Genomic DNA, 20609 nt, shown 5'->3' on the forward strand with positions numbered 1-20609 from the left:
ACAACTCTTTAAAAATTACCTTGAAACCACTGCTTGGCGCGGGCGAAGAAACTCATCGTTTGACGCTCCCTCTGCACGATAGCGCTTACACCCTGCTGGTCTAAGGCATATTGTAACAAGCCAACCCCTGTTGCATAGATGGGGTTTTTAACTATATCTTTCAATCCAGTCACATTCGTTGGACAACCGAGGCGAACAGGCGCGTGGAAAATCTCTTCCGCTAACTCAATCGCTCCCTCTATCTTCGAGGTACCACCGGTCAGTACGATTCCCGCTGGGATAATATCCTCAAAACCACTGCGACGAATCTCCGCTTGCACCAAAGTAAATAGCTCATCATAGCGTGGTTCAACAACCTCAGCCAAGGCTTGGCGCGATAAATCACGTGGAGGACGATCACCGACACTCGGCACTTTGATCGTTTCATCTGCCCCAGCGAGCTGCGTCAGCGCACAAGCGTATTTAATTTTAATTTCGTCGGCATGCTGTGTCGGTGTTCTCAGGGCCATCGCTATATCGTTAGTAACCTGATCACCCGCTATAGGTATCACGCCTGTATGCTTAATTGAGCCTTCAGTGAAAATAGCAATATCAGTAGTGCCGCCGCCTATATCGACTAGGCAGACACCAAGCTCTTTCTCATCTTCAGTCAACACGGAGTAACTAGACGCTAGTTGTTCCAAAATAATATCGTCAACCTCTAAGCCGCATCGACGAATGCACTTCTCAATATTTTGCGCCGCATTGATCGCACAAGTCACCAGATGCACTTTCGCCTCGAGGCGCACACCCGACATACCGAGAGGTTCTTTCACCCCTTCTTGATCATCTATGGCGTATTCCTGCGGGAGAATATGTAGCACTTTTTGATCGGCAGGTACGGCAACCGCCTGTGCCGCATCAATGACTCTTTCAATATCTAACGGAAAAACTTCACGGTCACGTATCGCCACAATGCCATGTGAATTAAGGCTATTAATATGACTGCCAGCAATGCCCGCATAAACAGAGTGGATTTGGCAGCCCGCCATCAGCTCCGCCTCTTCGACAGCTCGCTGTATAGATTGTACCGTTGACTCAATATTGACGACGACCCCCTTCTTAAGGCCCCTGGACTGATGCGAGCCCAACCCGACAATCTCGATACCACCTTCAGCATTAATCTCGCCAACGATAGCAACAACTTTGCTCGTACCAATATCAAGCCCGACTATCATTTTGCCATGCTGCGGATTACTCATCGAACTTTCTCCAGTACCTATTCTGTTGTCGGCTCTGCTCTTGCTTAACCATTACCATTTTCCTCTTTTACACTTTTCCAGCCGACCGCAAGACCGTTGACATAGCGTAAATCGACGTACTTTATCGCTTGAGGCTGTGACTGCAATTGCGGATAAACAGTAATAAAGCGTCTCAGACGTTCCACCATCAACTCATCACCCAGAATCAACCTAACGCCATCATCCAGCTCTAACAGCCAATTATATCTGTTATCGACAGCTAAGCGCGCTATCGATGGCCCTTTAGCCCCCAACATCAAGCTGAGTTCTTGATATAGATCCATGACCTTATGTTCAAGGCCGTCAGGCCCTTCAAGTAGGGGCAACTGTAATGCATTGCTAATATCGCTCGGTTTAAAGACCTCTCCCGCCTGATTGAGTAATGCTCCCTCCCCCCAACGCGCGATCACACCTTGCTCGGCAAGTTTCACTTCAATCTTATCCGGCCAGACGCGCTGTATCATGGCCGACTCCACCCATGGAAGCATCAAGAAGTCTTGCCTTACCTGCTCTAGGTCAATACTGTAAAAATCTTTCTGCATATAGGGCATCACGACAGCCTCTGCTGTCAAGCGATCAATATGCTCAAAACGCCCTTTAACAATGAATGAGTCGACAGCGACGGGGTCATTCATCCAACGCCAATGGAACTCCGGTAGGTTTGTGAGCGCATAATACCCCCCCACCAACGACGAACACCCCAGCAGTACGATAGCTATGGCTTTAAAAGGTAATTTTACAACAAGCGGAGTTCGGGCTTGCTTACGCGACGCCCCTTTCTTCACCCGTTTGTTGCCCTCTACTCTCATCACCATAACCTTTACTTAACCACTCCTACAATGAATCTAATAATATGTGTAAGACTAGGGCATTGAAATCTATACCCTCCTCACGCGCAGCCATTGGCACGAGGCTATGACTGGTCATACCCGGCACGGTATTCACCTCGAGTAACATAAACCGCCCCTGCTTATCTCGCATAAAATCAACCCGGCCCCAGCCATCACAGCCGATACTATTAAAAGCCGCCAATGCCAAAGTAGATAATTCATCTGCGGCACTATCATCTAATGGTGCAGGACAAATGTACTGAGTATCGTTGGCAATATATTTAGCGTCGTAATCGTAAAAACTGTGCTCCGTACGCAGCTCGATCGCAGGTAACGGGCGGTTATTCAAGATTGCAAGCGTATACTCTGGTCCATCAATCCAACGCTCGGCCATGACTACAGCCTGCTGCCCCCCAGCCAATTGATAGGCTGCTGACAACTGCTCAGCCGTCTCCGCTATCGACATACCAATGCTAGAGCCTTCCAGCGCTGGCTTAACAATCACCTTGCCACCCAGTGCAGCCAATAACTCGGCAAAGTCACTACGATCGTCCAACAGGCGATAGTCTGCAGTCGGTAAACCAATACCGCGCCACAAGTGCTTACAGCGCAGTTTATCCATCCCCAACGCCGAGGCTAATACGCCACTACCGGTATAACTAATACCTAAATACTCCAGCGCCCCTTGTATCGTTCCATCCTCGCCACCGGGCCCGTGCAAGGCGATAAAGCAGTGCTTAACTCCGTGTTGCGCCAACACCGACATCCAGTCTGCGCGTGTATCTACCGCAATACAGGCTATACCCGAAGCCTCCAATGCTTTGAGTACCGCATCACCCGTCGACAAAGAAACTTCTCGCTCACGCGCGTTACCCCCAAGCAGCACTGCCACAGGGCTCTTTAACTTCGCCTGAACTTTCTCGATTAATTCATTCATGGCTTGATCAACTCTCTCGCTGCCAACTGCTTCGCTAATAGACCGACATTGCCAGCCCCCTGCGTCAGTACAATATCACCCGGACGAACAAGATCCGCTAACACCTCTGCCGCCTTTTCGATGTTCTCAACATAAACAGGTTCGACCGCCCCCCGCTGTCTTAAACTACGACATAAGCTCTTGCTGTCTGCCCCCGCAATAGGCTCTTCACCCGCTGCATAGACTTCCAGCAACATCAGCTCATCATTCATCGATAACACTTCCACGAAATCTTCATAGAGATCACGAGTACGGCTATAGCGATGGGGCTGATAGAGCATTAACAAACGGCGGTCAGGCCAGCCAGCTCTAACGGCGCTAATCGTTGCTGCGACTTCCGTTGGGTGGTGACCATAATCATCCACCAACATTGCCGTCCCATCACCCACTTGATATTCACCATAAACCTGAAAACGACGACCTACGCCTTGAAACTTTGATAGCCCACGTATAATCGCCTGATCATCCACACCTTCATCCGTCGCCACCGCTACTGCTGCTGCTGCATTCAGCACATTATGGTGCCCGGGCATATTAAGCTCGATATTTAACGCCGGCTTACCCTCAGGACGGTTAACAGTGAAACTCGAGCGTAGCCTATCTTGCTTAATATCACTAATACGATAATCCGCATATTCACTAACACCGTAGGTTAGTGAAGGCCTAGCTAAGGTCGGCAATAACTCGGCAACCACCTCATCATCGATACAAAGTACCGCCAAACCATAAAACGGCAGGTTGTTGACAAAATCAACAAAGGTTTGCTTTAACCGGTTAAAGTCGCCGCCGTAAGTCGACATATGGTCGGCTTCGATATTTGTAATCACCGAGATCATTGGCTGCAGATGAAGAAACGATGCATCCGATTCATCGGCCTCGGCCACCAGATAACGACTCTCACCTAGACGCGCATTTGTGCCCGCACTATTAAGCAAACCTCCAATGACAAAGGTTGGATCAAGGTCTGCCTCGGCTAAAACAGAGGCAATAAGGCTCGTCGTCGTTGTTTTGCCATGCGTACCGGCAACGGCAATGCCATGTCGATAGCGCATCAATTCCGCCAACATCAACGCCCGCTGCACAATCGGCATTCTAAATTGCTTTGCCGCTACAACTTCAGGGTTCATCTCGTCGACCGCGGTCGAGACCACCACGACATTCGCACCAGATATGTTCTTTTCCTCGTGGCCAATAAAAACATCGGCTCCCATATTCCGCAACCTCTCGGTTACCTCCGACTCCCGAATATCAGAGCCTGAGATTCGATAACCCTGATTCAATAGCACTTCCGCAATACCGCACATGCCGGCACCACCAATACCAACGAAATGAATCTGTTTAATGCGACGCATTTCTGGCACCGCATAACGCTTTGGAGCCTTATCCAAGAGCTACCTCCTCACAAATTTTTGCTACTCTGTCGGCCGCATCAGGCAAAGCGCAGGCACGGCCGCTTTCGGCCATCGCTAACAACTTACCTTTATCTGCCGTCAACATTATTAATTGTTGCGCTAATTTTTCTGCCGATAACTGCTCCTGCTTGAAGCAAATAGCGGCACCATTCTCTACTAACCATTCAGCATTTTTAGTCTGATGATCATCTATCGCATGAGGTAGTGGCACCAAAATAGCCGCAAGACCGATACAGGCAAGTTCAGACACAGTTAATGCTCCTGCTCGGCAAATTACGAGATCTGCATTGCTGTAGGCAGTGAGCATATCATCGATGAAAGCTTCCACAACAGCATCAACTTTGAGGGTTGCATAGCGCTCACTCGTACTCTCCTGCTTACCATTGCCGGCCTGATGGAAGATCTTTGGCCGCGATGCTTCAGGCATCAATGCAACAGCCTCAGGAACCAGCTCATTAAGCGCCAGTGCACCAAGGCTGCCACCTACGATCAATAGCCGAAGCGGTTGGTCGTCGGTTCGCACTCTCAACTGCGGCGCGGGCACCTCCGTCAACTCATCGCGCACCGGATTACCAACCACCTCTTTGTGTTCCCTGCCGGCAAAGGCATGATCAAACGCCTGCAGCACACGCGTAGCAATTTTTGCGGACAACCGATTAGTCGTGCCTGCCACTGCATTTTGCTCATGAATCACCAACGGCACACCGCGCAACCAGGCGGCAACGGCGCCAGGACCACTGGCAAACCCACCCATACCGACCACGACATTCGGCTGCAGCCTACCAATTTCCTTATAGGCCTGAAGGATCGAAGACAACAATAAAAATGGTGCCTTGAGCAGCGTCACGAAGCCCTTGCCACGCATCCCGGTCACTTTTAAATAAGTAATATCGATATTAGCTGCAGGAACCAGCCTCGACTCGATACCCTTAATCGTGCCCAACCAGTGAATATCATAGCCCGCTTGTTGTAACTTATTTGCCGTCGCTAGCGCAGGGAAGACATGCCCCCCAGTACCACCAGCCATCATTAACGCAAGAGGTTTACTCATGCATCCCTCCTACGGCGCGCCCTAGGATTGCCCGCCACACGTTTCTTTTGTGGTTTTTTAACTCCCGCGGCCTGTTTAGAAAAGTCCACTCGATCACTTTTCAACTCAGCAGTTTTTAACTCGTGACTAATTCTCAGCACCGTTGCCACCATCATGACACAAACAATCAAACTACTACCGCCATAGCTGATGAGCGGCAGGGTCAACCCCTTGGTCGGCAACAAGCCGGTGTTTACACCGATATTAATAAACACTTGGCCACTAAAAATAATGCCGAATCCATAGCAGATATAAGCCCAAAAGAATTGCTCTTTCTTTTCTGCCTCTCTCCCAACCAGCAACATACGAGAAATTAAAAATACAAAACCAAGGATCACTGCAATAGCGCCGACCACACCTAGCTCTTCCGCTAAAATAGCGTAAACAAAATCGGTATGCGCCTCAGGCAAATAAAATAATTTCTGCACACTATTTCCCAAGCCCATGCCAAACCACTCTCCACGACCAAATGCTATCAGCGACTGCGTCAGCTGATAGCCACTATTGTATTGATCTGCCCATGGGTCGGTATAGGCCAAAACCCGGCGTAAACGGTACTCCGAGGAAACCACTGCCAGCACTGCCGCACCACCACAAATAAACATCGTCATAACAAACTGCCAAAGCTTCACCCCACCTAGAAACATCAAACCGAGCGCCGTCATCGTCATCACTACTACTGCGCCAAAATCAGGCTCTAGCAGCAACAAGATAATAAACATCGCCAAGACCAACATGGGTTTAACAAAGCCTGAAAACTGATTTCTAACCTCGAATTCTCGTCGCACCAAATACCCTGAGATATAAACCACCACGATCGGCTTAATCAGCTCCGAAACCTGTAACGTTATTGGTCCCAAGGCCAACCAACGCTTACTACCGTTCACCTCTCGGCCGGCCACTAAGACCAATAAAGCCAAGATAAAACCAATCAACAATAATAACGCACCACTGTTACGCCACTTGGCAGGAGGTAGCGAATATACGGCAAAACCTGCGCAGAGTGCGATCAGTAGATAGATAGCATGACGCATTACATGATAAAACGGCCCCGAATAGTTCAGGTCCGCATAATCAATAGAGGCCGACGCCATCATCGTCAGACCGGTACAGGTAAGCAACACCGCAGCAAGCAGTAACGGCCAATCAACCCGCGCATCGGTTAATGCGCTAGGCAACTCAAAGCTCAACTGTCTATCGGCGATACTCATCACTTCACCTCAGTCAGCGAAAACACCGCGTGCTCAAAAAGCTCACCACGATGTTCAAAGCTATCGAACATATCAAAGCTCGCGCAAGCCGGCGATAACAGCACTGTATCCCCAGGGGCTGCAGCAGCACTCGCCTCGGCAACGGCTTCAGCCATTGAACTGGCAAAAACACAGGGGATACGACCATCAACTAACTTGGCTAAAGTGGCTGCCGCCTCGCCTATTGCCACTAACGCTTTCACCTTATCAGCAATAAGCTCTGCCAATTCACTAAAGTCAGCTCCCTTAGCAACACCACCGGCTATCAATATTACTTGCCCCTCGCCGCCACTCAAACCGTTGATAGCCGCAATACTGGCCCCCACGTTGGTGCCTTTAGAGTCGTTAAAGTAAGCGACACTATTGATCTCCGCGAGCCATTGGCAGCGATGCCTCAGACCAGAAAAGGTCTTCAACGTAGCCAGCATCGCCTCTGTATTCAGCCCCACCAGCTCACCCAGTGCTAAAGCAGATAAAGCGTTTTCAATATTATGTCGCCCAGGTAATTTCAGCTCTTCTGATGCAATCAGTGGCGTCAATCCTTTGGCCAAATACTCCGTGCCAGCGACATCCAAAAGGCCATAGTCATTTAAATCAGGCTTGCTTAAACCAAAACTAACTACTTTCATATTCTGCGAAACCAATGGCTGCGTGAGAACATCCGCCCGGTTGAACACAGCTGCCGATGAACGACGATAAACACGCTGCTTAGACTGCTGATATGCCAGCATGCCACTATACCGATCTAAGTGATCTTCGCTAACATTCAATATCGTCGCGACATCTGCCCCCAGCACCTCTGTTCGTTCAAGCTGAAAGCTCGATAGCTCTATGACAAACAGCTCCGCGTCAGGATGATCTAACAATAAATCTAAAGCAGGCATACCTAGATTGCCGCCTACCGCCACACGCTTGCCGTCATGCAATGCCATCTCTGCAACGAGAGTAGTCACTGTGCTCTTGGCATTCGAACCGGTGATTGCCACGAAAGGTGCCGTTACATACTGGCTGAATAGGCTAATATCGCCCAGCAGCTCTGCGCCCTGTTCTTCGGCATAGGCAAGAGCCGGCACTGCCAAACTCACTCCCGGGCTGACTACGAGCTGTTTATAGGATGCCATCTGCTCCGCGTCGAGGGCTCCGCAGCTCACCTTAATTTGAGGATATTTACGACAGAATTCATCTAAGCCGGCCACTTTTTCGCGGCTATCAAAAACATCAAAAGGAATACCTTTAGCCGTGAGAAATCTCGCCGCCGACACGCCGCTCTTACCAAGGCCGATAACGGCTACTCTATTGTCAGATGCGATTAGCTGACTCATAATTTACCGTAACTTCAACGTTGCAAGACCAAACAAAACCAGAATCACTGTGATAATCCAAAAGCGAACAATCACCCGCGGCTCTGGCCATCCTTTCAACTCAAAGTGGTGATGTATAGGCGCCATGCGGAAGACTCTTTTACCCGTCAATTTAAACGACGTCACCTGAATAATCACCGACAATGTCTCCATGACAAAAATCCCGCCCATAATAAACAAAACGATTTCATGTCGTACTATAACCGCCAACGTCCCAAGCGCAGCACCCAACGCCAGCGCGCCAACATCACCCATGAAAATTTGTGCTGGATAGGTGTTAAACCACAAGAAGCCCAGCCCAGCCCCAACGATAGCGCCACAAAAAACCACCAGTTCGCCGGCCCCAGGGATATAGGCAATATGCAGATATTCAGCAAAGTGACTATGCCCGGACAGGTAGGCGATGACACCTAAGGCTCCGCCCACTAACACCGTCGGCAGGATCGCCAAGCCATCAAGACCATCGGTCAAATTAACTGCGTTACTCGTGCCTACGATGACAAAGTAAGCAAAGACTATAAATAGCGGCCCCATGCTCCAGGCTATATTTTTAAAGAAAGGAATAAACAGCTGAGTCTGCTGGGGCAGGTCTGCCATAAAATACAAGATCCCGGCTGCGCCGAGCCCCCCCACTGACTGCCAGAAGTATTTCCAACGCGCAGGTAAACCGCGCGAATTTTTCTCAACGACTTTACGATAGTCATCAACCCAGCCAACAGCACCAAAAATTGCTGTGACGACGATAACAATCCAAATATAGATATTGGCTAAGTTACCCCATAGCAACGTACTGACAAGGATCGCGATCAAAATCAACGCACCACCCATGGTCGGTGTGCCTGACTTTGACAGATGGCTCTGCGGCCCATCATCACGTACCGACTGTCCAATCTGGTGCTCGTTAAGCTTTCTAATTAACCACGGCCCCACTAACAGCGATATTGCTAGCGCTGTTAGTACGCTTAAAATTCCCCGCATAGTCAAGTACTGGAAGACTTGAAACGCATTGATGTACTCTTGTAACCACTCGGCCAACCATAGCAACATGGTTAGTTGCCCCCTTGCTTATTAACTTCTTTTGAGACAATTGCCTTCACAACAATTTCCATCTTTGCGCTTCGCGAACCTTTTACCAAAACCACATCCCCTTTTGTAATAGCTTGCTGCAATTCTGCGATTAACTTTTCCTGCGAAGCAAAGTAATGGCCATCCGCTCCATAGCCTTGCGCCGCTGCTAGACACAGCTCACCGCAGCCATAGAATTTATCGACACCAATACTTTTCGCATAGGCTCCAACTTCGCGGTGGTACTCTAACGCATCAGCACCAAGTTCACCCATCTGACCCATCACAAAAACACTACGACCTTCAGCTTTAACCAAAACATCTAAGGCAGCCCGCATTGCCGATGGGTTTGCGTTGTAACTATCATCGATAACGACAGAGCCCGACACCCCTTTACACTGCAACAGACGACCATCAACCGCTTTAAAAGCCTCTAAACCCTGCACAATATCCCTGTCAGAGATACCTAAAGCATATGCCGCAGCCGCGGCCGCCAAGGCATTGCTAATGTTGTGTAGCCCCGCTATCTCCAGCCTGACCTCTGATGAACGCTCCGCAATCAATAAGTTAAAACGACTTGCCTGGAAGTCGCTTTTAATATTTTCCGCCCTTATCGTCGAAGATTCATCCTGCAAACTGAAGCCGATCACCGTATCTACAATTTCTTGGCCTTGTTGCTGCCAGTCTTGACTGTACTCTGTGTCACTATTGATGACTGCAATAGCATCAGCCGATAATTCTTTAACAATGCCAAACTTCGTCTGCGCGACGACCTCACAACTACCAAAGCCCTCTAGGTGGGCTGCCTTCGCATTAAGGAGTATCGAGCAATCTGGCTGTGCAAAAGGCATTAGATAGGCAATATCACCTGCCTTTGCAGCGCCCATTTCAACAACGGCAAAACGGTGCCGAGCTTGCAACCGCAGCAGCGTAAGCGGTACGCCCACCTCATTATTAAAGTTACCCTTAGTCGCCAGTACTGCGTCAGCACCGGCGGCCTGGGAAAATATTGAAGCTAACATTTCCTTGGTTGTCGTCTTCCCTGCGCTACCAGTAATGGCTACAATTTTAGCCTTCGACAAGCGACGATTCTCCGCGGCGATAAGACCCAAGGCCAAGCGTGGATCTGGCACGATCAGTTGCGGCACGTCGATATCGAGCTCGCGGGACACCACAACAGCACCGGCACCATTACTGACCGCCTGCGCAACGAAGTCATGAGCGTCAAAATGCTCTCCGCTCAAGGCGACAAATAGGTCACCCTCCAAGACAGAGCGGCTATCAATCGCTATATTTAAGAACGAATAATCTCGGCCAACCATACGCCAGCAATGCTTACTCACGAGATACTGTAAGGAAACAGAAGTAATCATAACCTCGACCTCCCCTGCAGTGCCGTCGCTAACTTGTCGAAATCACTAAACGGGTGTTTTACCCCCATAATGTCTTGATAAGTCTCATGCCCCTTGCCTGCAACCACAACGCAGTCACCGGGCTTGGCATTGGTAACGGCAAACTCAATCGCTGCGGCACGGTCGACAATTACTGCAGCATCACTGTTATCAAGTAAGCCAGTGACAACTTGCTCGATAATCTCTTCAGGGGACTCTGTACGCGGGTTATCACTGGTGACGACCACATGGTCAGCCAAACAGGCTGCTTGCGCCATCAACGGGCGCTTACCATTATCACGGTCACCACCACAACCAAACACAACCCATAAAGACGCCTGAGTATGTTTGCGTAAGCTCTTCAACACCTGCTCCAGTGCATCTGGAGTGTGGGCATAATCGACCAATACACTAATATCACTCTCATCATCCACTACCTGCAAGCGACCTCGAGCAGGCTTCAACTGTGCAAACAATGGCACCAACACTGCCAGCGTTATGCCATCGGTCAGCAGAGCCCCGGCGGCGGCAAGCAAGTTACTAACATTAAACTCACCCAATAGTGGCGAGCTAAATCGATAATCTTCATTTCGATAGTGGATAACGCCATCAACACCACGAGAGGAATAATTAAGCGCCGTAACGTAGAGGTCTGCCGACTGATCAAACAACGAGTAGGTCAACACGGTAACACCCTCCGCCATATGACCGACCAGCTTTCGCCCCTCATCATCATCAATATTAATCACGGCATTACGTAATTGCCGACCGAGAAACAAGCGTCGTTTCGCCGCAGCATAACTCGCCATATCACCATGATAATCGAGATGATCTCGGCTCAGATTGGTAAACACTGCCGTTTCAAAATCGATGCCATCGACACGCCCCTGATCCAGCGCGTGGGAAGAAACTTCCATCGACAAACGATGCGCTCCATCCGCGACAAGCTCTGCAGCGATAGCCTGTAAACCAATTGGATCGGGGGTTGTATGTGTCGACTCGTTAATTGCTTCGCCAATGCCCCAACCTGCCGTACCTAATACACCGCAGCGACAATCAAGCAAGGTATAAAGTTGTGCTATAAGCTGGCTACAAGAAGTCTTACCATTAGTCCCAGTCACACCGACCACCCGCAACGCGCTGAAAGGTTGCGCATAAAATCTTGCTGCGATCGTTAAAACTTTACTGGAAAGGTCACCGACATAAAACGCCGGTATACGAAGCTCTTTAGGTATCTTGAAGGCCCCCGAGGAGTCGACTAACACGGCAGAGGCTCCCGATGCTTCAGCCTGCACAAGATAGTCTCTACCGTCGACATCAGCGCCGGGTATCGCCACAAAAAGGTCGTTAGGATTCACACGGCGACTGTCAAGACATAGCCCCGTCACCCGCAACGGCTTAACAGCCTCTAATTGCTCGAGAGGCTGTGGCGCGACAATGTCGACCAACAGCTCCGACAAGCTGACTGTGTTAACGATCAATGTTTACTCCCCGCAATTTTTGCTGGTGCTTCAAAATCTTGTAATCGATCTGGCGGCGCCCCCATTGCAGCCAAAGTTGCCGCAGCAACCTCGGCAAATACCGGTGCACTCACTTGACCGCCATAATGCTGCCCTGCCTTCGGGTCGTTAACGACGACCACAATAATAAGGCGCGGATCATCAACCGGCGCGATACCGGCAAAAATCGCCGTATATTCGTTTTCACTATAACCACCTCGGTCAGCCTTATGCGCTGTTCCGGACTTCCCTGCGACGTTATAGCCCTTAATGGCAGCTCGAGTCCCCGTGCCGCCACGCTCCGTCACCGTCGCCATCATCGCCAGGATCTCATCGGCAATTTTCGCGCTTGTCACCTGTTCCGTAAACTCCGGTGGTGCCTCACGGCGCACCAAACTGACCGGTTTTTTATAACCATGATTGGCAAATACCGTATAGGACTGAGCCAGCTGCAATGGCGTCACCGACAAACCATAGCCGAAGGCGAAGGTGGCTCGTTCGATATCGCTCCAGCGCCGACGATTAGGCAACACACCGACCCCCTCACCAGGAAAGCCTGTTCCTGTCGCCTGCCCTAAGCCAGCACGATAGAATGCGTTACGAACAACCTCGGGCTCCAACGATAGGGCAACTTTAGTAGTTCCAACCTGGCTCGATTTCTTGATCACTTTAGTCAGGCTAATATTTCCATAGTTAACTGGGTCCAGTAGCACCTTACGATCAACCTTAATGGAGCCTGGGTTGGTATCAATCATTGTCTGTGGCGTATATTCGCCGCTCTCTAGCGCTGCTATCATCGTCAACGGCTTCACCGTAGAGCCCGGCTCGAAGACATCGGTAATAACTCGATTTCTTAACGCTGCTGGATCTAAATGGCGACGATTATTCGGGTTGAATGAGGGCTGATTTGCCGCCGCCAAAACTTCGCCGCTGCGACTATCAAGAACGACAACTGAACCCGAGCTGGCATGATGTAGCTTGATGGCTTTTTTTAGTGCTTTATAGGCGATGTACTGAATACGTAGGTCGATACTCAAATACAGGTCCTTACCTGACTTCGCCTGCTCTATCTGATCTAGCTCTCGAATCAAATTGCCGTGCAAATCTTTCAGTATGCGCTTCTTGCCTGGAATACCTTTCAGGTAACGATCATAGGTTAGCTCTAAACCTTCCTGCCCTCGGTCATCGATATTAGTAAAGCCAACAATATGTGCGGCAACCTCTGCTGCAGGATAGTAACGCTTATATTCCTGTTGAAAATAAACCCCAGGGATTTTCAGCGCCCTCACCTTGTCAGCCGCAGGCGGCGTCAATCGTCTCTTCAAATAAATAAACTTACGCTTAGCTACGCGCTGAATCTTACTGCGCAACTTTCCAGCATTGATGCCGAGCTGCTTCGCCAGCTCGCCATTACGCTCTAAATGCTGACTCAATATTGTCGGATTAGCCCATACCGAAACAACCGGTGTGCTAATAGCCAGCGGCTCACCATTACGGTCGGCAATCATTCCTCTGTGAGCGACAATTTTCTCAGTGCGTATTGCCCGGCGATCTCCTTGCTGACGAAGAAAGTCTTGCCCACGGTCGCTCTCAAGCACCTGCAAACTCATTAAGCGCATGATCAGCAGCACAGCAAGACCTAGCAGCCCTACCCACACCACATGAAAACGCCACCTATGAGCTTGATGTTCCGTACTCACTGATTCACCAATATCGTTTGATTAACCGCGGGCTCTCTCATCCCGAGCTTCTCGTGAGCTATCGATTCAATCCGCGAATAAGCCCCCAAGCTGCTATTCTCTAACAACAACCTTCCCCACTCTGCTTCAATATAAACCGCCTTCTCATCAAGCTTTTGCAGCTCACCGAACAACTGCCTATTCCAATGCGTGCTATAAATAACAGCCAATGCAGAAACCATGTTCAATAACAACAACAGCGCCAACAAGCCTGCCTTCGCTGTGCGAGTTATCAAAAAACCTTCTGTCTCACCTCTATTCAACATCTCAGCACTACTTCAGCTTTACCGCAGTTCGCATAATCGCACTACGCGAACGAATATTATTCTCCACCTCATCGCGGCTGGCCTTAACAGCCTTACCTACCGCCTTAATTGGTGGCTCCATTTGATCCTGCGTTATAGGGATATGACGTGGGACAACAGGCCCTTTTTCCCTATCGCGAATAAAGCGCTTAACCATTCGATCTTCCAATGAGTGAAAGCTAATAACAACCAGACGGCCATTAATAGCAAGCACCTCTATTGCCTGCTCCAAAACATTTTTTAGGTCTTCTAACTCATTATTGATATAAATTCTAATCGCTTGAAAAGCCTTCGTTGCAGGGTGTTTATGCTTTTCCCAAGCAGGATGAGCCTCGGCGACGATACGCGCCAAATGTGCTGTCGTGAGTATGGGCTGCTCTTCACGCTCCCTGACGATAGCTCGGGCCATGCGCTTAGCAAAACGCTCCTCGCCATATTCACGTAGCACCCAGGAGATATCGTCGACCTCGGCGGTCGCTAACCACTCCGCCGCGCTGACACCTCGGCTAGTGTCCATACGCATATCGAGAGGGCCGTCTTTCATAAAGCTAAAGCCTCTCTCCGCTTGGTCTAGCTGTGGTGACGAGACGCCCAAATCAAGCAGTATCCCGCTCACCTTGCCACTCAAGCCCAGGCGCTCTATTTCATTCTGTAGTTCAGCAAAAGAGTTGTGCACGATAGAAAATCTCGCATCCTCAGCGGCCAACTCCAGCCCCGTAGCTATAGCCTGTGGATCCTTATCGAAGCCAACAACTTTTGCCTGCTCCGACAACCGACTCAAAACTAAACGAGTATGCCCCCCGCGCCCGAAGGTGCCGTCGATATAACAACCACTTTCATCTGTAACCAACGCCTCTACGGCCTCGTTCAACAATACTGTTTCGTGCATGAAGCTCCTCATAAGGACAGCGACAGCATTTCATCGGGAATCGACTCTTCATCCTGCGCCTGCTGCAACCACTTATCGGTTTCAACCGCCCAGAGCGCCTCATTCCACAACTCTAGCTTTTTACCCTGACCTACTAACACTAATTTCTTTTCAAGCTTGGCGTATTCTCGCAGCGGTTGTGGCATCAACACCCGACCACTACCATCCAATTCAAGGTCACTAGCATGACCTATGATTAAGCGTTGAAACCTCTTTACTCTCGCATCCAATGACGGAAGCTCTTGAATTTCTTGCTCAATAACTTCCCATGCAGGTAGTGGATAGATACTTAAACTCTGTGACTGTATGTCTATCGTCGCAACCAGGTGACCAGCACAACTTTCCTCGAGACGATCACGGTACTTAGCCGGCATCGCGAGCCGCCCTTTAGCATCCATTGTGATGTGACTCACGCCTCTAAACACAGCTATTACCATTCCCGAAAGGGGTATCGAACAAGATACCCACAATTATCCACTATTACCCACTAAAACACACTATAGGGACGTCGCCAACACCTTGTCAACCACGGTAAATATATTGCGTTAAACAACCACTAATATTGCGCTTTCGATCAAAAATCGACGAAGTTCATTACAAATAGCGAAACATTAAGAAAACATGGGCTTAACTAGAAGCTACCGATAATGCGCTGGCACCATATAACCCAAAGCTCTAAAGGAGCCCTGAATACCACCAGGAAAAGATCTAAAGACATCAAGAAAGAAAGAAAGGTGGAGCCAGCCGATAAGCCGGGTTTTGTCTTGGACAGTCATTCCTCTAGGCCTGCAATCGCTCACAGGCTCAAGCAACCTACCCGCTTCCAGTACGGGCCGTACCTCAGGAAGCCTATTTGGTCTTGCTCCGGGTGGAGTTTACCATGCCACAAACTGTTACCAGTTGTGCGGTGCGCTCTTACCGCACCCTTTCACCCTTACCGTTCCACGAATGGACTTAGGCGGTCTACTCTCTGCTGCACTGGTCGTGGGCTTACGCCCCCCAGGTGTTACCTGGCACCCTGCCCTATAGAGCCCGGACTTTCCTCCCCCAAATCGACTAGCGACTTGGCAGCGACTGCCTGGCTGACTCCGGCGCGAATCATATAGAGATTGCGCAGACTAAGCAAGCTGCTAGCGCCTTACTGATCGGCGATAATTCTCTTGTAGAGCTTATTCTTCTTTTCACCTGTGATCTTCGCAGCCAGCATCGAGGCCTGCTTAGCCGGCAACTCTTCTGCCAACAGCGAAAGTATACGCAGCACCTCATCGTCAAGGTCCTCAGACTGCTCACGCTTAGCAGCCCCTCGAACAAGCAGTACGATCTCACCCTTCTGCTGATTACCGTCACCAAGAACCCACGCCAACATCGCCGCAGCAGGCAGCGCACATATCGTCTCAAATGTTTTGGTCAGCTCTCGTGCAATAACTAACTCCCTTTCAGCGCCAAACTCCGCGACAACACTGTTTAATGTCGCCACAATTCGATGTGGGCTCTCATAAAAAATCATCGTCGCTGTTTCTGTCTGCAACTGACGTAAGCGCTGCCCCCTCGCCACCTCCTTTGCCGGTAAAAAACCCTCAAACAAAAAGCGATCAGAAGGTAGGCCGCTGGCCGAGAGCGCCGCCACCATCGCACACGCGCCGGGGACAGGAACCACACGAAAGCCTTCCGCACGCACTAAACTGACCACACGATAACCTGGATCAGATATCAGCGGCGTACCCGCATCACTGATTAGCGCAACCTGCTGCCCTTCACGCAGACGATCTAACAACTTTTGCGCAACAAAACCCTCGTTGTGATCATGGCACGCTATCATTGGAGTGGTTATGTTAAAGTGTTGCATCAGGCGACTGCTGTGGCGCGTGTCTTCGGCGGCGATAACATCAACCGTTTGAAGTACGTTTAGCGCCCGAGGTACCATGTCCTCAAGATTGCCGATGGGGGTCGCCACAATGTATAACGTTGGCTCAGCCATGATGTTTCCTAAATAGCAGTATTAATCGAGGCGAGTAATCCTCGCCTACCAGACATCTATGATACCAAAACTATGACGATCAATTACGCCCGTTTTCTTCAATACAGCATTTTATGTCTCGTACTAGCAGGCTGCCAAAGCCCACTTCCCAACGACACAGCAGCTCAGATACAGCCTGACCAAAGGCTCGAGCAACTACTTAAAGATAGCCGCAGCAGCAACCAAGCGACGGCCATCAAGGCATCACTAGAGGCCGCCATCTTAGTCGCCGATCAGCAGCCGGAGCTTGCGCGACAGCTCATTCAGCCGCTATCAACAGACACACTCAACCGGCATCAACAAGCTCAGTACCTACTCGTTACCAATGAACTGCTATTCGATAGCGGAGACTATGAGAAAGTCATAGAGAACTCGCTATCCGCGAACAACATTCAGCTATTAGGCTTGCTTGATAGCGCCGAGAGAAACCGTAATACAGTACTCACCGCCAATAGCTACGCTCTGCAAGGACAGTACCTCACTGCCGCTAAGTTACGTATCGCGCTCTCTGCAGAAATAGCAAATAACGACGCCTTGAAGGCAAATAATAACGCAATATGGAGAGCTCTAGCAGAAACCCCGAGTAGCGAGCTAGACTCAATAACCAAAGACCGCAGCGAACTCGCCGGCTGGATTGCCCTGACGAAAGTCGCACGCACAACTAACAATAGCCTAAACACTCAACTAAGCATGCTACAGAAGTGGCAGCAACAGTGGCCACAGCACCCTGCGACTAAGGCCCTGCCTGGCGGACTCGGCATGCTACAAGAAATCGAGATGAAAAGGCCAAAACATATCGCCTTGCTCGTCCCCTTAAGTGGAAAGTTAACGAGAGCTGGAGAAAGTATTAGAGATGGCTTCTTAGCCGCACATTACCAAACCGCCTATACACGCGACACCACTATCAATGTATACGATAGCCAATCTGCCGATATAGAGTCGGTCTATAACCAAGCAGTTGCCGATGGAGCCCAATTAATTATCGGACCACTGACAAAGGATGCTGTGACGGAACTTGCGAACAAAGAGCTCAGCACCCCTGTGCTCAGCCTCAACTACAGCACCAGTACCCCAGTCTCGAAGCAATTCTACCAACTATCGATGTCGACGAGTGACGAGATTACTCTAATCACACAGCAAGCCAAAATGGCTGGTATCAAGCGGGTCCTATTGTTCTACCCGCAAAGCACCTGGGGCACCCATGTTGCAGAAGAGTATCGTCGACAATGGCAGCAACAAGGCGGCATCATTACAGCACAGGCTGTCTATAGCGACGAGCGCTCAATGGCCCCAAGCCTAAAAACAGCACTGCGCATCGAGCAGAGCGAGAAACGCGCTCGGGAGATTTCTCGTACACTAGGTGAAAAAGTTGAAAGCAAGCCGCATAGAAGGCAAGACTTAGACGCCGTCTTCGTTGTCGCCAAGAGCAAGCAGGGGCGCTCAGTACGCCCATTACTCGACTTCTACTACGCCAACGATCTTCCCGTCTACGCGACATCTCACATCTATAGCGGAACCCCGAACCCCAGCGCAGATAGCGACCTCAATGGCATTATGTTTAGCGAGCTACCTTGGGTAATTGAACCATCGACGCTTAAACAGCAAATCAACAACTATATTAGTGCGGGAGGCAACTATAGCAAATCCCTGTATGCCTTGGGCGTAGACGCATACTCTACAGCGCCTCGAATAAAACTATTAGAGCAACAACCAGAGAGCCGTATCTACGGTGAGACCGGCACTCTAAAGATGCTAAGCGGTGGCAAAATAACTCGACAACCGGGCTGGGCAGTCTTTCGCCGCGGTTACGTCAAACAGCTACCCAAGCTTGAAAATACTGACCTCTAGAAAATTCACGATGTTCAAGGACGAACTACATTCCAGTAACCGAGACCCATACGAAGGCGCGGCAGAACAATACCTCCGTACAAAAGGTCTGGTTCTGATCGAACGCAACTTTAGTGTGCCCTGTGGTGAAATCGACTTAATTATGAGTGACAAGAAGCACACGATAATTTTCATTGAGGTAAAATACCGAAAACACAGTAGCTACGGCTCAGGTTTTGATGCCGTTACAAAGAGAAAACAAGATAAATTAAGCAAAGCCGCCAATTATTTCTTGCTTTCACACAAACTCATTAACCATGCTAGCTGCCGCTTTGATATAGTGAGCGTAAGTCGCCAGCAAGGTAGCAACGAATTGACCTTCGATTGGTTGATCAATGCCTTTGAACAAAGCTATTAATACAGGCAGCCAAGCCAATGCCAGACATACGCAACCATATTGCCGAACAATTTGCAGAAAACATAGAAACGATTTCTATGTCTATGGACCCCCTTGCCGATGCTATCGCAGACGCTGGGGAGCTGATAGTCCACTCGCTTCTTCATGACAGAAAAATTTTAGCTTGCGGCAACGGTGCCGGCGCTGCATTAGCACAACTATTCACCAGCAGCCTACTCAACCGCTTTGCCCACGAGCGCCCGAGTTTGCCAGCGCTAAACCTTAATGCCGACGGTGCAGTTCTCTCCGGAATCGCAGACGACAACAGCTATAACGAAGTGTTTTCAAAGCAGATCAAGGCACTGGCTCACTGCGGAGACATCTTACTTATCTTCGCCACAAACAGTAACGCTGGAAGCTTGGTGCAAGCAGTCCGCGCCGCTCACGACAGAGAGCTTTGCGTTATCTTTATCAGCGGTGCTGACGAGGGCGATGCCATCACGCTCCTCGATCAAGATGATATCGAGCTCTGCATCCCCAGTGATAATCTACCAAGAATCATAGAAGGTGAACTACTGATCCTCCATTGTATTTGCGAGTTAATTGACGGTTTCCTATTTGGCTGCGAGGAAAGTGAAGCGTAATGAAAAAAGTTAATCGGACCATCGCTGGCTTAGCCATGCTGTTAGCAGTGAGCGGCTGCAGCAGTATTATTGCAGTGAGTACAGACTCCCCCATCCAAGAAGACCACGGCTCACGCACATGGGGCAGTATTATCGATGACCAAAGTATCGAGACAACCGCAACCGTTAACATCGATAAAGCCTTTGCAGGCAAAGCAGAGGCGAACTTTACTGTCACCAGCTACAACGGCATTATTTTGCTTGTTGGCCAAGTACCAAACGCAGAAATGAAGAGCACCGCCGAAGCGACAGTGAAAAGGCTAAGAAAAGTTCGCACAGTCTACAATGAGCTGACTATTGCCGGGCCAATTTCACTACCAGCAAGAAGTAACGATAGCTGGATCACAACCAAAGCCAAAAGCAAGCTATTAGCGACAGAAGGCGTACCTTCAGGTCGCATAAAAATTCTTACTGAAAATGGTGTAATCTATATGCTGGGCTTACTAACAAGAGCCGAAGCAAAGACCAGCGTCGACGCGATAGCTAATACTTACGGCGCGCAACGCATCGTACAAGTCTTCGAGTACATAGACTAAACTCCCTTGCTATTCCGCCAGCC

At 49.7% G+C, this 20609-nt stretch carries 19 protein-coding genes and 1 other RNA gene; 4 read left to right on the plus strand and 16 right to left on the minus strand.

Going from position 1 to position 20609, the window contains the following annotated elements; translation table 11 throughout:
* Nucleotides 1-8: 8 nt before the first annotated feature.
* The 16 genes from ftsA to rsmI all read right to left on the minus strand — a co-directional run bounded on the left by ftsA (nt 9) and on the right by rsmI (nt 17104).
* Complete coding sequence (gene ftsA, locus EDC56_RS19265; protein WP_123714226.1) at nt 9-1241, minus strand: cell division protein FtsA; 1233 nt, start codon at nt 1239-1241, stop codon at nt 9-11.
* Nucleotides 1242-1285: 44 nt separating this feature from the next.
* Nucleotides 1286-2095: a cell division protein FtsQ/DivIB gene (locus tag EDC56_RS19270; RefSeq protein ID WP_123714227.1), complete on the minus strand. Its 810-nt coding sequence runs from the start codon at nt 2093-2095 to the stop codon at nt 1286-1288.
* A gap of 19 nt (nt 2096-2114) precedes the next feature.
* Nucleotides 2115-3047, minus strand: coding sequence for a D-alanine--D-alanine ligase (locus EDC56_RS19275; RefSeq protein ID WP_123714228.1), 933 nt, complete (start codon nt 3045-3047; stop codon nt 2115-2117).
* Nucleotides 3044-4438 carry a UDP-N-acetylmuramate--L-alanine ligase gene (murC, locus tag EDC56_RS19280; protein ID WP_245980752.1) on the minus strand — a complete coding sequence of 465 codons (1395 nt, stop codon included), beginning with the start codon at nt 4436-4438 and terminating at the stop codon, nt 3044-3046. The genes EDC56_RS19275 and murC overlap by 4 nt, the downstream gene beginning before the upstream one ends.
* A 28-nt stretch (nt 4439-4466) precedes the next feature.
* Nucleotides 4467-5549, minus strand: coding sequence for an undecaprenyldiphospho-muramoylpentapeptide beta-N-acetylglucosaminyltransferase (murG, locus tag EDC56_RS19285; protein ID WP_123714230.1), 1083 nt, complete (start codon nt 5547-5549; stop codon nt 4467-4469).
* Nucleotides 5546-6799, minus strand: coding sequence for a putative lipid II flippase FtsW (gene ftsW / locus EDC56_RS19290; RefSeq protein ID WP_123714231.1), 1254 nt, complete (start codon nt 6797-6799; stop codon nt 5546-5548). Before ftsW ends, murG begins: the two co-directional genes overlap by 4 nt.
* On the minus strand, nt 6799-8160 hold the full coding sequence (gene murD, locus EDC56_RS19295; protein ID WP_123714232.1) for a UDP-N-acetylmuramoyl-L-alanine--D-glutamate ligase: 1362 nt from the start codon (nt 8158-8160) through the stop codon (nt 6799-6801). Before murD ends, ftsW begins: the two co-directional genes overlap by 1 nt.
* Before the next feature lie 3 nt (nt 8161-8163).
* Nucleotides 8164-9246, minus strand: coding sequence for a phospho-N-acetylmuramoyl-pentapeptide-transferase (gene mraY, locus EDC56_RS19300; RefSeq protein WP_123714233.1), 1083 nt, complete (start codon nt 9244-9246; stop codon nt 8164-8166).
* 2 nt (nt 9247-9248) lie between these two features.
* Nucleotides 9249-10637, minus strand: coding sequence for a UDP-N-acetylmuramoyl-tripeptide--D-alanyl-D-alanine ligase (locus EDC56_RS19305; RefSeq protein WP_123714234.1), 1389 nt, complete (start codon nt 10635-10637; stop codon nt 9249-9251).
* Nucleotides 10634-12136 (minus strand): UDP-N-acetylmuramoyl-L-alanyl-D-glutamate--2,6-diaminopimelate ligase, encoded by a 1503-nt coding sequence (locus tag EDC56_RS19310; RefSeq protein WP_123714235.1) that lies wholly within the window; start codon nt 12134-12136, stop codon nt 10634-10636. The genes EDC56_RS19305 and EDC56_RS19310 overlap by 4 nt, the downstream gene beginning before the upstream one ends.
* Nucleotides 12133-13854, minus strand: a complete 1722-nt coding sequence (locus tag EDC56_RS19315; RefSeq protein ID WP_245980750.1) for a peptidoglycan D,D-transpeptidase FtsI family protein — start codon at nt 13852-13854, stop codon at nt 12133-12135. Before EDC56_RS19315 ends, EDC56_RS19310 begins: the two co-directional genes overlap by 4 nt.
* Complete coding sequence (gene ftsL, locus EDC56_RS19320; protein WP_123714236.1) at nt 13851-14159, minus strand: cell division protein FtsL; 309 nt, start codon at nt 14157-14159, stop codon at nt 13851-13853. The genes EDC56_RS19315 and ftsL overlap by 4 nt, the downstream gene beginning before the upstream one ends.
* A gap of 7 nt (nt 14160-14166) precedes the next feature.
* Nucleotides 14167-15099, minus strand: a complete 933-nt coding sequence (rsmH, locus tag EDC56_RS19325) for a 16S rRNA (cytosine(1402)-N(4))-methyltransferase RsmH (protein ID WP_123714237.1) — start codon at nt 15097-15099, stop codon at nt 14167-14169.
* The gene (gene mraZ / locus EDC56_RS19330) at nt 15096-15551 is read right to left on the minus strand and encodes a division/cell wall cluster transcriptional repressor MraZ (RefSeq protein WP_123714248.1); all 456 of its coding nucleotides are present in this window, start codon (nt 15549-15551) and stop codon (nt 15096-15098) included. The genes rsmH and mraZ overlap by 4 nt, the downstream gene beginning before the upstream one ends.
* Nucleotides 15552-15858: 307 nt before the next feature.
* Nucleotides 15859-16216, minus strand: an RNA gene (gene rnpB / locus EDC56_RS19335) — RNase P RNA component class A.
* A 48-nt stretch (nt 16217-16264) separates the two neighbouring features.
* Nucleotides 16265-17104, minus strand: coding sequence for a 16S rRNA (cytidine(1402)-2'-O)-methyltransferase (rsmI, locus tag EDC56_RS19340; protein ID WP_123714238.1), 840 nt, complete (start codon nt 17102-17104; stop codon nt 16265-16267).
* Nucleotides 17105-17176: 72 nt separating this feature from the next.
* On the opposite strand from rsmI, the gene EDC56_RS19345 reads away from it, so the two are divergent.
* The 4 genes from EDC56_RS19345 to EDC56_RS19360 are packed head-to-tail and all read left to right on the plus strand — an operon-like array spanning nt 17177 to nt 20586.
* On the plus strand, nt 17177-18991 hold the full coding sequence (locus EDC56_RS19345) for a penicillin-binding protein activator (RefSeq protein ID WP_123714239.1): 1815 nt from the start codon (nt 17177-17179) through the stop codon (nt 18989-18991).
* Between the two features lie 10 nt (nt 18992-19001).
* Nucleotides 19002-19388 (plus strand): YraN family protein, encoded by a 387-nt coding sequence (locus tag EDC56_RS19350; protein ID WP_123714240.1) that lies wholly within the window; start codon nt 19002-19004, stop codon nt 19386-19388.
* Between the two features lie 17 nt (nt 19389-19405).
* The gene (locus tag EDC56_RS19355) at nt 19406-20011 is read left to right on the plus strand and encodes an SIS domain-containing protein (protein ID WP_123714241.1); all 606 of its coding nucleotides are present in this window, start codon (nt 19406-19408) and stop codon (nt 20009-20011) included.
* Entirely contained in the window at nt 20011-20586 is a 576-nt protein-coding gene (locus tag EDC56_RS19360) for a BON domain-containing protein (RefSeq protein ID WP_123714242.1), read from the plus strand. The genes EDC56_RS19355 and EDC56_RS19360 overlap by 1 nt, the downstream gene beginning before the upstream one ends.
* Nucleotides 20587-20609: the final 23 nt, after the last annotated feature.

This window comes from Sinobacterium caligoides (assembly GCF_003752585.1).
In the GTDB taxonomy this organism is placed as follows: Bacteria; Pseudomonadota; Gammaproteobacteria; order Pseudomonadales; family Sinobacteriaceae; genus Sinobacterium; species Sinobacterium caligoides.

What these genes read in the sequence shown, in the direction of transcription:
- rsmH (WP_123714237.1), bottom strand. Translation starts at nt 15,099, where the DNA reads ATGAGGAGCTTCATGCACGAAACAGTATTGTTGAACGAGGCCGTAGAG.
- murG (WP_123714230.1), bottom strand. Translation starts at nt 5,549, where the DNA reads ATGAGTAAACCTCTTGCGTTAATGATGGCTGGTGGTACTGGGGGGCAT.
- EDC56_RS19270 (WP_123714227.1), bottom strand. Translation starts at nt 2,095, where the DNA reads ATGGTGATGAGAGTAGAGGGCAACAAACGGGTGAAGAAAGGGGCGTCG.
- EDC56_RS19345 (WP_123714239.1), top strand. Translation starts at nt 17,177, where the DNA reads ATGACGATCAATTACGCCCGTTTTCTTCAATACAGCATTTTATGTCTC.
- murD (WP_123714232.1), bottom strand. Translation starts at nt 8,160, where the DNA reads ATGAGTCAGCTAATCGCATCTGACAATAGAGTAGCCGTTATCGGCCTT.
- EDC56_RS19305 (WP_123714234.1), bottom strand. Translation starts at nt 10,637, where the DNA reads ATGATTACTTCTGTTTCCTTACAGTATCTCGTGAGTAAGCATTGCTGG.
- EDC56_RS19350 (WP_123714240.1), top strand. Translation starts at nt 19,002, where the DNA reads ATGTTCAAGGACGAACTACATTCCAGTAACCGAGACCCATACGAAGGC.
- rsmI (WP_123714238.1), bottom strand. Translation starts at nt 17,104, where the DNA reads ATGGCTGAGCCAACGTTATACATTGTGGCGACCCCCATCGGCAATCTT.
- EDC56_RS19355 (WP_123714241.1), top strand. Translation starts at nt 19,406, where the DNA reads ATGCCAGACATACGCAACCATATTGCCGAACAATTTGCAGAAAACATA.
- murC (WP_245980752.1), bottom strand. Translation starts at nt 4,438, where the DNA reads ATGCGTCGCATTAAACAGATTCATTTCGTTGGTATTGGTGGTGCCGGC.
- ftsA (WP_123714226.1), bottom strand. Translation starts at nt 1,241, where the DNA reads ATGAGTAATCCGCAGCATGGCAAAATGATAGTCGGGCTTGATATTGGT.
- EDC56_RS19275 (WP_123714228.1), bottom strand. Translation starts at nt 3,047, where the DNA reads ATGAATGAATTAATCGAGAAAGTTCAGGCGAAGTTAAAGAGCCCTGTG.
- EDC56_RS19360 (WP_123714242.1), top strand. Translation starts at nt 20,011, where the DNA reads ATGAAAAAAGTTAATCGGACCATCGCTGGCTTAGCCATGCTGTTAGCA.
- ftsL (WP_123714236.1), bottom strand. Translation starts at nt 14,159, where the DNA reads ATGTTGAATAGAGGTGAGACAGAAGGTTTTTTGATAACTCGCACAGCG.
- mraY (WP_123714233.1), bottom strand. Translation starts at nt 9,246, where the DNA reads ATGTTGCTATGGTTGGCCGAGTGGTTACAAGAGTACATCAATGCGTTT.
- ftsW (WP_123714231.1), bottom strand. Translation starts at nt 6,799, where the DNA reads ATGAGTATCGCCGATAGACAGTTGAGCTTTGAGTTGCCTAGCGCATTA.